Origin of the sequence: Cupriavidus sp. WS, assembly GCF_000395345.1 — a bacterium.
Classification (GTDB): Bacteria; Pseudomonadota; Gammaproteobacteria; order Burkholderiales; family Burkholderiaceae; genus Cupriavidus; species Cupriavidus basilensis_B.
In genome coordinates this window covers 1-15028 of record NZ_AQPL01000529.1, presented here as the reverse complement: position 1 = coordinate 15028, position 15028 = coordinate 1, and the positions used below count along the sequence as shown (strand labels likewise).

12 protein-coding genes are annotated in these 15028 nt (G+C 68.9%); 6 read left to right on the top strand and 6 right to left on the bottom strand.

All coding sequences use genetic code 11. From position 1 onward, the window contains the following. The coding region (locus tag K206_RS0133620) for a redoxin family protein (RefSeq protein ID WP_020206686.1) at nucleotides 1-199 on the top strand (199 nt) is incomplete at its 5' end. Between the two features lie 174 nt (nucleotides 200-373). Beyond that, complete coding sequence (lpxC, locus tag K206_RS0133625) at nucleotides 374-1291, top strand: UDP-3-O-acyl-N-acetylglucosamine deacetylase (protein ID WP_020206687.1); 918 nt, start codon at nucleotides 374-376, stop codon at nucleotides 1289-1291. A gap of 76 nt (nucleotides 1292-1367) precedes the next feature. On the opposite strand, the gene K206_RS0133630 is transcribed toward lpxC (K206_RS0133625), so the two are convergent. Further along, a complete protein-coding gene (locus tag K206_RS0133630) occupies nucleotides 1368-1895 on the bottom strand; it encodes a hypothetical protein (protein WP_020206688.1) in 528 nt (175 codons plus the stop codon). 69 nt (nucleotides 1896-1964) lie between these two features. Between K206_RS0133630 and K206_RS0133635 the strand changes: the two genes are divergently transcribed. The 3 genes from K206_RS0133635 to argJ (K206_RS0133645) all read left to right on the top strand — a co-directional run bounded on the left by K206_RS0133635 (nucleotide 1965) and on the right by argJ (K206_RS0133645) (nucleotide 7489). Further along, complete coding sequence (locus tag K206_RS0133635) at nucleotides 1965-2909, top strand: M23 family metallopeptidase (protein WP_020206689.1); 945 nt, start codon at nucleotides 1965-1967, stop codon at nucleotides 2907-2909. Between the two features lie 393 nt (nucleotides 2910-3302). Beyond that, complete coding sequence (secA, locus tag K206_RS0133640) at nucleotides 3303-6086, top strand: preprotein translocase subunit SecA (protein WP_020206690.1); 2784 nt, start codon at nucleotides 3303-3305, stop codon at nucleotides 6084-6086. Between the two features lie 173 nt (nucleotides 6087-6259). Next, nucleotides 6260-7489 (top strand): bifunctional glutamate N-acetyltransferase/amino-acid acetyltransferase ArgJ, encoded by a 1230-nt coding sequence (gene argJ / locus K206_RS0133645; protein ID WP_020206691.1) that lies wholly within the window; start codon nucleotides 6260-6262, stop codon nucleotides 7487-7489. Between the two features lie 50 nt (nucleotides 7490-7539). Here the strand turns inward: argJ (K206_RS0133645) and argJ (K206_RS0133650) are convergent, their stop codons facing one another. From argJ (K206_RS0133650) to K206_RS0133660, 3 genes are all read right to left on the bottom strand, one after another. Beyond that, nucleotides 7540-8769: a bifunctional glutamate N-acetyltransferase/amino-acid acetyltransferase ArgJ gene (gene argJ, locus K206_RS0133650; RefSeq protein ID WP_020206691.1), complete on the bottom strand. Its 1230-nt coding sequence runs from the start codon at nucleotides 8767-8769 to the stop codon at nucleotides 7540-7542. Nucleotides 8770-8942: 173 nt separating this feature from the next. Continuing rightward, nucleotides 8943-11726: a preprotein translocase subunit SecA gene (secA, locus tag K206_RS0133655; protein ID WP_020206690.1), complete on the bottom strand. Its 2784-nt coding sequence runs from the start codon at nucleotides 11724-11726 to the stop codon at nucleotides 8943-8945. 393 nt (nucleotides 11727-12119) lie between these two features. Beyond that, a complete protein-coding gene (locus K206_RS0133660) occupies nucleotides 12120-13064 on the bottom strand; it encodes a M23 family metallopeptidase (protein WP_020206689.1) in 945 nt (314 codons plus the stop codon). Nucleotides 13065-13133: 69 nt separating this feature from the next. On the opposite strand from K206_RS0133660, the gene K206_RS0133665 reads away from it, so the two are divergent. Next, nucleotides 13134-13661, top strand: a complete 528-nt coding sequence (locus K206_RS0133665) for a hypothetical protein (RefSeq protein ID WP_020206688.1) — start codon at nucleotides 13134-13136, stop codon at nucleotides 13659-13661. A 76-nt stretch (nucleotides 13662-13737) separates the two neighbouring features. On the opposite strand, the gene lpxC (K206_RS0133670) is transcribed toward K206_RS0133665, so the two are convergent. Together lpxC (K206_RS0133670) and K206_RS0133675 are read right to left on the bottom strand one after the other, a co-directional pair. After that, nucleotides 13738-14655 (bottom strand): UDP-3-O-acyl-N-acetylglucosamine deacetylase, encoded by a 918-nt coding sequence (gene lpxC / locus K206_RS0133670; protein ID WP_020206687.1) that lies wholly within the window; start codon nucleotides 14653-14655, stop codon nucleotides 13738-13740. A gap of 174 nt (nucleotides 14656-14829) precedes the next feature. Then, nucleotides 14830-15028: redoxin family protein (locus K206_RS0133675; protein WP_020206686.1), on the bottom strand; the 199-nt coding region annotated here is incomplete at its 5' end.

The window sequence follows — 15028 nt, the reverse complement described above, 5'->3', positions numbered from 1 at the left end:
CATGATGGGCGACGGCAGCGCCGAATGGACGCGCAAGCTGGGGCTGGATATGGACCTGACCGCGCGCGGCATGGGCGTGCGCTCCAAGCGCTACGCGATGGTGATGGAAGACGGCGTGGTGACTGGCCTGTGGGTCGAGGCGCCCGGCGAATTCAAGGTCAGCAGCGCCGAAGCGGTGCTGGCGGCGTTGCGCGCTTAATACGCGATTGTGACAATTCGACCCTCGCGAGTGACGCAAGTTAGACTTGCGGGGGTGAATTCTTACGCCACTAACAGGCCGAAACAAAGTGGCGCAGCGCAGCAAACGAAGCGATGGTAAAATCGCTGTATCAGTAAGTTCAGTCAATAGATTTTAATAATAGCTGAGAACGTCATGCTCAAACAGCGCACCATCAAATCCCTGGTCAAGACCGTAGGCATTGGCTTGCACTCGGGCCGTAAAGTGACGCTGACGCTGCGCCCCGCCCCGGCAGACACCGGCATCGTGTTCACCCGCGTGGACCTGCCCGAGGCCGTCGAGATCCCCGCGAGCGCCGGCGCCATCGGCGACACCCGCCTGGCTTCGGTCCTGCAGAAGGACGGCGCGCGGGTTTCCACCGTGGAGCACCTGATGTCCGCCTGCGCGGGCCTCGGCATCGACAACCTGTACGTGGACGTCGACGCGGAAGAAATCCCCATCATGGACGGCAGCGCCGCGTCCTTCGTGTTCCTGCTGCAATCCGCCGAGATCGAGCAGCAGTCCGCGCCCAAGCGCTTCATCCGCGTGAAGAAGGCCGTGGAAGTGCGCGAGGGCGACAAGCTGGCCCGCCTCGAGCCGTTCTTCGGCTTCAAGCTGGCCTTCACCATCGATTTCCGCCACCCGGCGGTGGACAAGACCGGCCAGACTTTCGCCATCGACTTCGCCGACACCAGCTACGTGCGCGAGATCGCGCGCGCGCGCACCTTCGGCTTCGCCCATGAGGTCGAGGCGCTGCGCGAGATGGGACTGGCGCGCGGCGGCAGCCTCGACAACGCCATCGTGCTCGACGAGCACCGCATGCTGAACAACGAGGAACTGCGCTACGGCGACGAGTTCGTGCGCCACAAGATCCTGGACGCGATCGGCGACCTCTACGTGATCGGCCACCCGCTGATCGGCGCCTACATCGCCAACAAGTCCGGCCACGGCCTCAACAACCAGCTGCTGCGCGCCCTGCTGGCCGACCAGGAAGCCTACGAGATGGTCACGTTCGAGCGCGTCGAGGACGCGCCGCCGGCCTTCCTGCCGCAGTTGCAGCCGGCATTCGCGTAAGCCGCGGGCGTCCTGGCGCCGCAAAGAGAAAGCCGGTCGCTCGACCGGCTTTTTTTCATGCTGGGGATACCGTCTTTCAGCCCTTCGGCCCCGGACCGTGATGCGACAGCAGCGTCTTCAGCGCGTCGCGCAGCGGCGAATCGGGCAGGTCGCGCGTGAGCTGGTCCAGGCTCGCCAGCCCGGTGGCCGACATCCTGCCGTTCCTCGGCCGCTCCACCGGCCCGGTGTCCCAGTCCCCCTGGCGGCCCACGTCCGGTTGAACGCGCACCCGGATTGCGGTAATCTGCGAGCCCCGCTGTTGCAGTCTTCCAAGTAGCGTCGGCACCACCTGTCTTACCCGTGCCGCGGCGGCGCCATGCGCCGCCAGCAACAGCAGTGTCCGCTCCCCCTGGCCTTGCCCGATGGCGCGGGCGTCCTGCTTGACGCCTGCCACGGCGATGCCGTCCTGCAGTCCGCGAGGCAGGAGCGACAGCACCTCAGTTTCCAGCACAGCCAGTTCCCGCGCCGTCTGCATCAGGGCGGAAACCGGGCCGGCCTTGGCCAGCCAGTCGTTGAGCGGCTTGGCGGCGGGCGTCTGGAGGGCGTGGTGGGTGAACATGCGCATGCGCGCATTCTAGCGTGCCGCCGCTTGCGTGCGGCGCCGGGCCTTGCATTGGGAGAAGGGAGCCGCCTCATGCAGATCATCGTGCTTCATCCGCGCCTGCCGCAGGTGCGCCATTTCACGCTGTCGCGCGGGCGGCTGGCCGCCGCCGTGCTGCTGCTGTGCCTGCTGGTCGCGCTGACCTCGTCGGCGCTGACCTGGTTCGCCGCGCGCGCGGGGCTGGCCGGGTCCGGCGCGCCGGCGCGCGCGCCCGGCGACGACGCCTACCTGCGCGCCAACCTCAATGTGCTGGCCGCCCGCGTGGGCGAGATCCAGGCCCGCATGGTGCGGCTGGACGCGCTGGGCGAGCGGGTCTCGGGCCTGGCCGGCATCGCGCCGAAGGAGTTCGACTTCCGCCAGCCGCCCGGGCGCGGCGGCCTCGCGCCGACCGCCCAGTCGCGCGCGCCCAGCCTGACGGAGCTGCAGCTGGCGCTGGCGCGCCTGTCCGACCAGGCCGAGCAGCATGCCGACTATCTCGACGTGGTGGCGACCACGCTGCTGGACCGCCAGAGCGAGGACCGCCGCGTGCCGCGCGTGCTGCCGGTGGCGTCCGGCTACGACGCCTCGGGCTTCGGCTGGCGCTTCGACCCGTTCACGGGGCGCCGCACCCCGCACGACGGCGTGGACTTCTCCGCGCCGGCCGGCACGCCGATCGTGGCGGCCGCCGGCGGCGTGGTGGTGGCTGCCGAATGGCACCCGGAATACGGCAACCTGATCGACATCGACCACGGCAACGGCCTCAAGACCCGCTACGCGCACAGCGCCAAGATGCTGGTCAAGCCCGGCGACCTGGTCAAGCCGGGCCAGCAGATCGCGCTGGTCGGCTCGACCGGGCGTTCCACCGGCGCGCACCTGCACTTCGAGGTGCACGTCAACGGCGTGCCGCAGAACCCCAGCCGCTTCCTTGCTGTGGCGAAACCGGCACCCGCGCAGCTGGCCCAGGCGCCCGAGCCGACCGACCGCACCGCCATCCGCTGAAGCGGCGCCGGCGCGCCGTTGAAGAACCGCGGGGCCGCCCCGATGTCCGAAGGGAACTGGGTGCGCGGGGCGCGTCCGGGCCAGGTGGCGCAAGGGCGGGGTGAACGGCCGGCGCGGCGTCGGCGGGCGGGCGCGCGATCGGCGCGCCATCGCCGCTGCATCGCCGCCACGGCGTCAAGTCCCGGCTGCCGCGGGGTGTGGTTTGCGCATCGCGCGGACCGCCGCGCGCTTCCGGCCGTGACACCCGCGCGTGATAAACTCGGCGTTTTGCGCCAATCTTCCTATTTCCTCGCGCGGTTCGCCCTGGGCTGCCGGCCTGACCGGCGGCCAGGCCGCCGGTGCATGGCACAGCGGCGTACCACGGCAGACCTCTCGCGTAGGTGAAAGCAATCGATGATCACGGGCCTTCTCAAGAAAGTCTTCGGCAGCCGCAATGAACGGCTGGTCAAACAATATGGCAGGACCGTCGCGCAGATCAATGCGCTGGAACCGAAGTTCGCGGCGCTGTCGGACGACGACCTGCGCGCCATGACCGAGACCTTCCGGCAGCGCCACGCCGCGGGCGAGTCGCTCGAGGCCATGCTGCCCGAGGCGTTCGCGGTGTGCCGCGAGGCCAGCAAGCGGGTCATGAAGATGCGCCACTTCGACGTGCAGCTGATCGGCGGCATGGTCCTGAACGACAACAAGATCGCCGAAATGCGCACCGGCGAGGGCAAGACCCTGACCGCCACGCTGGCGGTGTACCTGAACGCCATCACCGGCAAGGGCGTGCACGTGGTCACGGTCAACGACTACCTGGCCCAGCGCGACGCCGAGTGGATGGGGCGCCTGTACAACTTCCTGGGCCTGTCGGTGGGCGTGAACCTGTCGCAGATGCCGCACGACCAGAAGGCGGCGGCCTACGCGGCCGACATCACCTACGGCACCAACAACGAGTTCGGCTTCGACTACCTGCGCGACAACATGGTCTACGATCCGGGCCAGCGCGTGCAGCGTCCGCTGCACTACGCGATCGTCGACGAGGTGGACTCGATCCTGATCGACGAGGCGCGCACCCCGCTGATCATCTCGGGCCAGGCGGAGAACCACACCGACCTGTACCAGCGCATGAACGGCATCCCCAAGCTGCTCGAGCGCCAGATCGGCGAGGAAAAGGCCGACGGCACCGGCGTCGAGAAGCCCGGCGACTACTACGTCGACGAGAAGGGCCACCAGGTCTACCTGACCGAGGCCGGCCACGAGAAGGCCGAGGAAATCCTCGCGCAGCAGGGCCTGATCGGCGAGGGCGAGTCGCTCTACGCGCCGCAGAACATCACGCTGATGCACCACCTGTACGCCGCCCTGCGCGCGCACAGCCTGTTCCACCGCGACCAGCACTACGTGGTGCAGAACGACGAAGTCGTGATCGTCGACGAATTCACCGGCCGCCTGATGACGGGCCGGCGCTGGTCCGACGGCCTGCACCAGGCCGTGGAAGCCAAGGAAGGCGTGACCATCCAGCAGGAAAACCAGACGCTGGCCACGATCACCTTCCAGAACTACTTCCGCATGTACGAGAAGCTGTCCGGCATGACCGGCACGGCCGACACGGAAGCCTACGAGTTCCAGGAAATCTACGGCCTCGAAGTGGTGGTGATCCCGACCAACCGGGCTGCCCAGCGCAAGGACTTCCAGGACCAGATCTACAAGACCTCGAACGAGCGCTACGACGCCGTGGTGCGCGACATCCGCGACTGCTACGAGCGCGGCCAGCCGGTGCTGGTCGGCACCACCTCGATCGAGACCTCGGAATACCTCTCGGGCCTGCTCAACAAGGCCAAGCTGCCGCACCAGGTGCTCAACGCCAAGCAGCACGAGCGCGAAGCCGAGATCGTGGCGCAGGCCGGCCGGCCCAAGATGATCACCATCGCCACCAACATGGCGGGCCGCGGCACCGACATCGTGCTGGGCGGCAACGTGGAAAAGCAGGCCGGCTTCATCGAGGCCGACGACAGCCTGCCCGAAGCCGAGAAGGCCACGCGCATCGCCAAGCTCAAGGACGAGTGGCAGTCGCTGCACGAGCAGGTCAAGACCGCCGGCGGCCTGCACATCGTCGGCACCGAGCGCCACGAGTCGCGCCGCATCGACAACCAGCTGCGCGGCCGCGCCGGGCGCCAGGGCGACCCGGGCTCGTCGCGCTTCTACCTGTCGCTCGACGACCAGCTGCTGCGCATCTTCGCCGGCGACCGCGTGCGCGCGATCATGGAGCGCCTGAAGATGCCCGAGGGCGAGCCGATCGAGGCCGGCATCGTCACGCGCTCGATCGAGTCCGCGCAGCGCAAGGTCGAGGGCCGCAACTTCGACATCCGCAAGCAGCTGCTGCAGTACGACGACGTCGCCAACGACCAGCGCAAGGAAATCTACAAGCTGCGCAACGAGGTCCTGGAATCCCAGGACGTCGGCGAGATGGTGAAGAACCTGCGCGAGAGCGTGCTGGTCGAGATGTTCCGCGACCACGTGCCGGCCGACACGATGGAAGAGCAGTGGGACATCGCCGGCCTGGAAACCAAGCTGCGCGAGGAATGGTCGCTCAACGTGCCGCTCGCCGCCACGGTCGAGGCCGCGCAGAGCATCGAGGACGAGGAACTGCTGAACCTGATCGTGCGCGCCGCCGACGAGCGCTACGAAGGCAAGGTCGCCCAGGTCGGCCGCGAGTCGTTCGCCGGCTTCGAGCGCTCGGTCATGCTGCAGAGCATCGACACGCACTGGCGCGAGCATCTGGCCGCGCTGGACCACCTGCGCCAGGGCATCCACCTGCGCGGGTATGCGCAGAAGGACCCCAAGCAGGAATACAAGCGCGAGTCGTTCGAACTGTTCGCGCGGCTGCTGGACCTGATCAAGGTCGAGGTCACGCGCGTGATCTTCAACGTGCAGATCCAGTCGCCGGAGCAGCTCGAGCAGGCCTCGGAGCAGATCGAGGAAGGCCTTTCGCACCTCGGCAACGTGCAGTACCAGCATGAGGAGTTCGACGAGGCCAGCCAGGCCGCGGAGGCGGCCACCGCGCCCGAGCGCGCCGGCATCGCCTACGCCGCCGCGGCGGCGGCCGAGACCGCCGGCATGGCCAAGGTGGGGCGCAACGATCCGTGCCCCTGCGGCTCCGGCAAGAAGTTCAAGCAGTGCCACGGCAAGCTCAGCTAGGCCGCGCACGGTGAAGTCAGCAAACATGCCCGCGCAAGCGGGCATGTTCGTCAGGGCGGTGCGGAATCCGCAGGCAACAAGCGCGGAATCCGCGATGCGCGGGCTGCGCATGGGCGCTCCGCTCCGGCCTGGCGCCCGCCAACCAGCAACGAAGAACGCATAGAGGAACGCACATGGCCGTCAACCTGCCCCTGCCGCTGGCAGAGAACCTGAAACCTGTCGCCGGCGTCGAGCTCGGCTGGGCCGAAGCGGGCGTCCGCAAGGCCAACCGCAAGGACGTGCTGGTGGTGCGCGTGGCCGCGGGCAGCACCGTGGCCGGCGTGTTCACCCGCAACCGCTTCTGCGCCGCGCCGGTGCAGGTCTGCCGCGAGCACCTGGCCGCCGGCAAGGGCATCCGCGCGCTCGTGGTCAACACCGGCAACGCCAACGCCGGCACCGGCGAGCCCGGCCTGGCCGCGGCCCGCGCCACCTGCGACGCGCTCGCCGCGCAGCTCGGCATCGCCGCGGAGCAGGTGCTGCCGTTCTCGACCGGCGTGATCCTGGAGCCGCTGCCGGTGGACCGCATCGTCGCCGCGCTGCCGGCCGCCATCGCCAGCGCGAAGCCGGACAACTGGCTGGCCGCGGCCGAGTCGATCATGACCACCGACACCCAGCCCAAGGCCGCCTCGCGCACCGTGCAGATCGGCGGCAAGACCGTCACGCTGTCGGGCATCAGCAAGGGCGCCGGCATGATCCGCCCGAACATGGCGACCATGCTCGGCTTCATCGCCACCGACGCCACCGTGGCGCAGCCCGTGGTGCAGGCGCTGGTGTCCTACGCGGCCGACCAGTCGTTCAACAGCATCACCATCGACGGCGACACCTCGACCAACGACTCGTTCGTGCTGATCGCCAGCGGCCAGGCCGGCGCGCCGGCCATCGAGCGCGCCGAGGGTGCCGACTTCGAGGCGCTGCGCGCCGCCGTGACGGACCTCGCGCAGGAACTGGCGCAGATGATCGTGCGCGACGGCGAAGGCGCCACCAAGCTGATGACCATCCGCGTGGAAGGCGGCAAGGACGTCGCCGAATGCCGCCAGATCGCCTATGCGGTGGCGCACTCGCCGCTGGTCAAGACCGCGTTCTACGCCTCCGACCCCAACCTCGGCCGCATCCTGGCCGCGATCGGCTACGCCGGCGTGGACGACCTCGACGTCGGGCGCGTCAACCTGTGGCTCGACGACGTGCTGGTCGCGCGCGACGGCGGGCGCAATCCCGACTACCGCGAGGAAGACGGCCAGCGCGTGATGAAGCAGGCCGAGATCACCGTGCGCGTCGCGCTCGGCCGCGGCGATGCCGCCGCCACGGTGTGGACCTGCGACCTCTCGCACGACTACGTTTCGATCAACGCGGACTACCGCTCGTAAGCTCTGCCCCGGGAGCGGCGCCCGCGCGGGCGCCGCTCCCGGGGCAGAGCTTACGAGCGGTAGTCCGCGTTGATCGAAACGTAGTCGTGCGAGAGGTCGCAGGTCCACACCGTGGCGGCGGCATCGCCGCGGCCGAGCGCGACGCGCACGGTGATCTCGGCCTGCTTCATCACGCGCTGGCCGTCTTCCTCGCGGTAGTCGGGATTGCGCCCGCCGTCGCGCGCGACCAGCACGTCGTCGAGCCACAGGTTGACGCGCCCGACGTCGAGGTCGTCCACGCCGGCGTAGCCGATCGCGGCCAGGATGCGGCCGAGGTTGGGGTCGGAGGCGTAGAACGCGGTCTTGACCAGCGGCGAGTGCGCCACCGCATAGGCGATCTGGCGGCATTCGGCGACGTCCTTGCCGCCTTCCACGCGGATGGTCATCAGCTTGGTGGCGCCTTCGCCGTCGCGCACGATCATCTGCGCCAGTTCCTGCGCGAGGTCCGTCACGGCGGCGCGCAGCGCCTCGAAGTCGGCACCCTCGGCGCGCTCGATGGCCGGCGCGCCGGCCTGGCCGCTGGCGATCAGCACGAACGAGTCGTTGGTCGAGGTGTCGCCGTCGATGGTGATGCTGTTGAACGACTGGTCGGCCGCGTAGGACACCAGCGCCTGCACCACGGGCTGCGCCACGGTGGCGTCGGTGGCGATGAAGCCGAGCATGGTCGCCATGTTCGGGCGGATCATGCCGGCGCCCTTGCTGATGCCCGACAGCGTGACGGTCTTGCCGCCGATCTGCACGGTGCGCGAGGCGGCCTTGGGCTGGGTGTCGGTGGTCATGATCGACTCGGCCGCGGCCAGCCAGTTGTCCGGCTTCGCGCTGGCGATGGCGGCCGGCAGCGCGGCGACGATGCGGTCCACCGGCAGCGGCTCCAGGATCACGCCGGTCGAGAACGGCAGCACCTGCTCCGCGGCGATGCCGAGCTGCGCGGCGAGCGCGTCGCAGGTGGCGCGGGCCGCGGCCAGGCCGGGCTCGCCGGTGCCGGCGTTGGCGTTGCCGGTGTTGACCACGAGCGCGCGGATGCCCTTGCCGGCGGCCAGGTGCTCGCGGCAGACCTGCACCGGCGCGGCGCAGAAGCGGTTGCGGGTGAACACGCCGGCCACGGTGCTGCCCGCGGCCACGCGCACCACCAGCACGTCCTTGCGGTTGGCCTTGCGGACGCCCGCTTCGGCCCAGCCGAGCTCGACGCCGGCGACAGGTTTCAGGTTCTCTGCCAGCGGCAGGGGCAGGTTGACGGCCATGTGCGTTCCTCTATGCGTTCTTCGTTGCTGGTTGGCGGGCGCCAGGCCGGAGCGGAGCGCCCATGCGCAGCCCGCGCATCGCGGATTCCGCGCTTGTTGCCTGCGGATTCCGCACCGCCCTGACGAACATGCCCGCTTGCGCGGGCATGTTTGCTGACTTCACCGTGCGCGGCCTAGCTGAGCTTGCCGTGGCACTGCTTGAACTTCTTGCCGGAGCCGCAGGGGCACGGATCGTTGCGCCCCACCTTGGCCATGCCGGCGGTCTCGGCCGCCGCCGCGGCGGCGTAGGCGATGCCGGCGCGCTCGGGCGCGGTGGCCGCCTCCGCGGCCTGGCTGGCCTCGTCGAACTCCTCATGCTGGTACTGCACGTTGCCGAGGTGCGAAAGGCCTTCCTCGATCTGCTCCGAGGCCTGCTCGAGCTGCTCCGGCGACTGGATCTGCACGTTGAAGATCACGCGCGTGACCTCGACCTTGATCAGGTCCAGCAGCCGCGCGAACAGTTCGAACGACTCGCGCTTGTATTCCTGCTTGGGGTCCTTCTGCGCATACCCGCGCAGGTGGATGCCCTGGCGCAGGTGGTCCAGCGCGGCCAGATGCTCGCGCCAGTGCGTGTCGATGCTCTGCAGCATGACCGAGCGCTCGAAGCCGGCGAACGACTCGCGGCCGACCTGGGCGACCTTGCCTTCGTAGCGCTCGTCGGCGGCGCGCACGATCAGGTTCAGCAGTTCCTCGTCCTCGATGCTCTGCGCGGCCTCGACCGTGGCGGCGAGCGGCACGTTGAGCGACCATTCCTCGCGCAGCTTGGTTTCCAGGCCGGCGATGTCCCACTGCTCTTCCATCGTGTCGGCCGGCACGTGGTCGCGGAACATCTCGACCAGCACGCTCTCGCGCAGGTTCTTCACCATCTCGCCGACGTCCTGGGATTCCAGGACCTCGTTGCGCAGCTTGTAGATTTCCTTGCGCTGGTCGTTGGCGACGTCGTCGTACTGCAGCAGCTGCTTGCGGATGTCGAAGTTGCGGCCCTCGACCTTGCGCTGCGCGGACTCGATCGAGCGCGTGACGATGCCGGCCTCGATCGGCTCGCCCTCGGGCATCTTCAGGCGCTCCATGATCGCGCGCACGCGGTCGCCGGCGAAGATGCGCAGCAGCTGGTCGTCGAGCGACAGGTAGAAGCGCGACGAGCCCGGGTCGCCCTGGCGCCCGGCGCGGCCGCGCAGCTGGTTGTCGATGCGGCGCGACTCGTGGCGCTCGGTGCCGACGATGTGCAGGCCGCCGGCGGTCTTGACCTGCTCGTGCAGCGACTGCCACTCGTCCTTGAGCTTGGCGATGCGCGTGGCCTTCTCGGCTTCGGGCAGGCTGTCGTCGGCCTCGATGAAGCCGGCCTGCTTTTCCACGTTGCCGCCCAGCACGATGTCGGTGCCGCGGCCCGCCATGTTGGTGGCGATGGTGATCATCTTGGGCCGGCCGGCCTGCGCCACGATCTCGGCTTCGCGCTCGTGCTGCTTGGCGTTGAGCACCTGGTGCGGCAGCTTGGCCTTGTTGAGCAGGCCCGAGAGGTATTCCGAGGTCTCGATCGAGGTGGTGCCGACCAGCACCGGCTGGCCGCGCTCGTAGCAGTCGCGGATGTCGCGCACCACGGCGTCGTAGCGCTCGTTCGAGGTCTTGTAGATCTGGTCCTGGAAGTCCTTGCGCTGGGCAGCCCGGTTGGTCGGGATCACCACCACTTCGAGGCCGTAGATTTCCTGGAACTCGTAGGCTTCCGTGTCGGCCGTGCCGGTCATGCCGGACAGCTTCTCGTACATGCGGAAGTAGTTCTGGAAGGTGATCGTGGCCAGCGTCTGGTTTTCCTGCTGGATGGTCACGCCTTCCTTGGCTTCCACGGCCTGGTGCAGGCCGTCGGACCAGCGCCGGCCCGTCATCAGGCGGCCGGTGAATTCGTCGACGATCACGACTTCGTCGTTCTGCACCACGTAGTGCTGGTCGCGGTGGAACAGGCTGTGCGCGCGCAGGGCGGCGTACAGGTGGTGCATCAGCGTGATGTTCTGCGGCGCGTAGAGCGACTCGCCCTCGCCGATCAGGCCCTGCTGCGCGAGGATTTCCTCGGCCTTCTCGTGGCCGGCCTCGGTCAGGTAGACCTGGTGGCCCTTCTCGTCGACGTAGTAGTCGCCGGGCTTCTCGACGCCGGTGCCGTCGGCCTTTTCCTCGCCGATCTGGCGCTCGAGCAGCTTGGGGATGCCGTTCATGCGCTGGTACAGGTCGGTGTGGTTCTCCGCCTGGCCCGAGATGATCAGCGGGGTGCGCGCCTCGTCGATCAGGATCGAGTCCACCTCGTCGACGATCGCGTAGTGCAGCGGACGCTGCACGCGCTGGCCCGGATCGTAGACCATGTTGTCGCGCAGGTAGTCGAAGCCGAACTCGTTGTTGGTGCCGTAGGTGATGTCGGCCGCGTAGGCCGCCGCCTTCTGGTCGTGCGGCATCTGCGACAGGTTCACGCCCACCGACAGGCCCAGGAAGTTGTACAGGCGCCCCATCCACTCGGCGTCGCGCTGGGCCAGGTAGTCGTTGACCGTGACCACGTGCACGCCCTTGCCGGTGATGGCGTTCAGGTACACCGCCAGCGTGGCGGTCAGGGTCTTGCCCTCGCCGGTGCGCATTTCGGCGATCTTGTTGTCGTTCAGGACCATGCCGCCGATCAGCTGCACGTCGAAGTGGCGCATCTTCATGACCCGCTTGCTGGCCTCGCGGCACACCGCGAACGCCTCGGGCAGCATGGCCTCGAGCGACTCGCCCGCGGCGTGGCGCTGCCGGAAGGTCTCGGTCATGGCGCGCAGGTCGTCGTCCGACAGCGCCGCGAACTTCGGTTCCAGCGCATTGATCTGCGCGACGGTCCTGCCATATTGTTTGACCAGCCGTTCATTGCGGCTGCCGAAGACTTTCTTGAGAAGGCCCGTGATCATCGATTGCTTTCACCTACGCGAGAGGTCTGCCGTGGTACGCCGCTGTGCCATGCACCGGCGGCCTGGCCGCCGGTCAGGCCGGCAGCCCAGGGCGAACCGCGCGAGGAAATAGGAAGATTGGCGCAAAACGCCGAGTTTATCACGCGCGGGTGTCACGGCCGGAAGCGCGCGGCGGTCCGCGCGATGCGCAAACCACACCCCGCGGCAGCCGGGACTTGACGCCGTGGCGGCGATGCAGCGGCGATGGCGCGCCGATCGCGCGCCCGCCCGCCGACGCCGCGCCGGCCGTTCACCCCGCCCTTGCGCCACCTGGCCCGGACGCGCCCCGCGCACCCAGTTCCCTTCGGACATCGGGGCGGCCCCGCGGTTCTTCAACGGCGCGCCGGCGCCGCTTCAGCGGATGGCGGTGCGGTCGGTCGGCTCGGGCGCCTGGGCCAGCTGCGCGGGTGCCGGTTTCGCCACAGCAAGGAAGCGGCTGGGGTTCTGCGGCACGCCGTTGACGTGCACCTCGAAGTGCAGGTGCGCGCCGGTGGAACGCCCGGTCGAGCCGACCAGCGCGATCTGCTGGCCCGGCTTGACCAGGTCGCCGGGCTTGACCAGCATCTTGGCGCTGTGCGCGTAGCGGGTCTTGAGGCCGTTGCCGTGGTCGATGTCGATCAGGTTGCCGTATTCCGGGTGCCATTCGGCAGCCACCACCACGCCGCCGGCGGCCGCCACGATCGGCGTGCCGGCCGGCGCGGAGAAGTCCACGCCGTCGTGCGGGGTGCGGCGCCCCGTGAACGGGTCGAAGCGCCAGCCGAAGCCCGAGGCGTCGTAGCCGGACGCCACCGGCAGCACGCGCGGCACGCGGCGGTCCTCGCTCTGGCGGTCCAGCAGCGTGGTCGCCACCACGTCGAGATAGTCGGCATGCTGCTCGGCCTGGTCGGACAGGCGCGCCAGCGCCAGCTGCAGCTCCGTCAGGCTGGGCGCGCGCGACTGGGCGGTCGGCGCGAGGCCGCCGCGCCCGGGCGGCTGGCGGAAGTCGAACTCCTTCGGCGCGATGCCGGCCAGGCCCGAGACCCGCTCGCCCAGCGCGTCCAGCCGCACCATGCGGGCCTGGATCTCGCCCACGCGGGCGGCCAGCACATTGAGGTTGGCGCGCAGGTAGGCGTCGTCGCCGGGCGCGCGCGCCGGCGCGCCGGACCCGGCCAGCCCCGCGCGCGCGGCGAACCAGGTCAGCGCCGACGAGGTCAGCGCGACCAGCAGGCACAGCAGCAGCACGGCGGCGGCCAGCCGCCCGCGCGACAGCGTGAAATGGCGCACCTGCGGCAGGCGCGGATGAAGCACGATGATCTGCATGAGGCGGCTCCCTTCTCCCAATGCAAGGCCCGGCGCCGCACGCAAGCGGCGGCACGCTAGAATGCGCGCATGCGCATGTTCACCCACCACGCCCTCCAGACGCCCGCCGCCAAGCCGCTCAACGACTGGCTGGCCAAGGCCGGCCCGGTTTCCGCCCTGATGCAGACGGCGCGGGAACTGGCTGTGCTGGAAACTGAGGTGCTGTCGCTCCTGCCTCGCGGACTGCAGGACGGCATCGCCGTGGCAGGCGTCAAGCAGGACGCCCGCGCCATCGGGCAAGGCCAGGGGGAGCGGACACTGCTGTTGCTGGCGGCGCATGGCGCCGCCGCGGCACGGGTAAGACAGGTGGTGCCGACGCTACTTGGAAGACTGCAACAGCGGGGCTCGCAGATTACCGCAATCCGGGTGCGCGTTCAACCGGACGTGGGCCGCCAGGGGGACTGGGACACCGGGCCGGTGGAGCGGCCGAGGAACGGCAGGATGTCGGCCACCGGGCTGGCGAGCCTGGACCAGCTCACGCGCGACCTGCCCGATTCGCCGCTGCGCGACGCGCTGAAGACGCTGCTGTCGCATCACGGTCCGGGGCCGAAGGGCTGAAAGACGGTATCCCCAGCATGAAAAAAAGCCGGTCGAGCGACCGGCTTTCTCTTTGCGGCGCCAGGACGCCCGCGGCTTACGCGAATGCCGGCTGCAACTGCGGCAGGAAGGCCGGCGGCGCGTCCTCGACGCGCTCGAACGTGACCATCTCGTAGGCTTCCTGGTCGGCCAGCAGGGCGCGCAGCAGCTGGTTGTTGAGGCCGTGGCCGGACTTGTTGGCGATGTAGGCGCCGATCAGCGGGTGGCCGATCACGTAGAGGTCGCCGATCGCGTCCAGGATCTTGTGGCGCACGAACTCGTCGCCGTAGCGCAGTTCCTCGTTGTTCAGCATGCGGTGCTCGTCGAGCACGATGGCGTTGTCGAGGCTGCCGCCGCGCGCCAGTCCCATCTCGCGCAGCGCCTCGACCTCATGGGCGAAGCCGAAGGTGCGCGCGCGCGCGATCTCGCGCACGTAGCTGGTGTCGGCGAAGTCGATGGCGAAAGTCTGGCCGGTCTTGTCCACCGCCGGGTGGCGGAAATCGATGGTGAAGGCCAGCTTGAAGCCGAAGAACGGCTCGAGGCGGGCCAGCTTGTCGCCCTCGCGCACTTCCACGGCCTTCTTCACGCGGATGAAGCGCTTGGGCGCGGACTGCTGCTCGATCTCGGCGGATTGCAGCAGGAACACGAAGGACGCGGCGCTGCCGTCCATGATGGGGATTTCTTCCGCGTCGACGTCCACGTACAGGTTGTCGATGCCGAGGCCCGCGCAGGCGGACATCAGGTGCTCCACGGTGGAAACCCGCGCGCCGTCCTTCTGCAGGACCGAAGCCAGGCGGGTGTCGCCGATGGCGCCGGCGCTCGCGGGGATCTCGACGGCCTCGGGCAGGTCCACGCGGGTGAACACGATGCCGGTGTCTGCCGGGGCGGGGCGCAGCGTCAGCGTCACTTTACGGCCCGAGTGCAAGCCAATGCCTACGGTCTTGACCAGGGATTTGATGGTGCGCTGTTTGAGCATGACGTTCTCAGCTATTATTAAAATCTATTGACTGAACTTACTGATACAGCGATTTTACCATCGCTTCGTTTGCTGCGCTGCGCCACTTTGTTTCGGCCTGTTAGTGGCGTAAGAATTCACCCCCGCAAGTCTAACTTGCGTCACTCGCGAGGGTCGAATTGTCACAATCGCGTATTAAGCGCGCAACGCCGCCAGCACCGCTTCGGCGCTGCTGACCTTGAATTCGCCGGGCGCCTCGACCCACAGGCCAGTCACCACGCCGTCTTCCATCACCATCGCGTAGCGCTTGGAGCGCACGCCCATGCCGCGCGCGGTCAGGTCCATATCCAGCCCCAGCTTGCGCGTCCATTCGGCGCTGCCGTCGCCCATCATG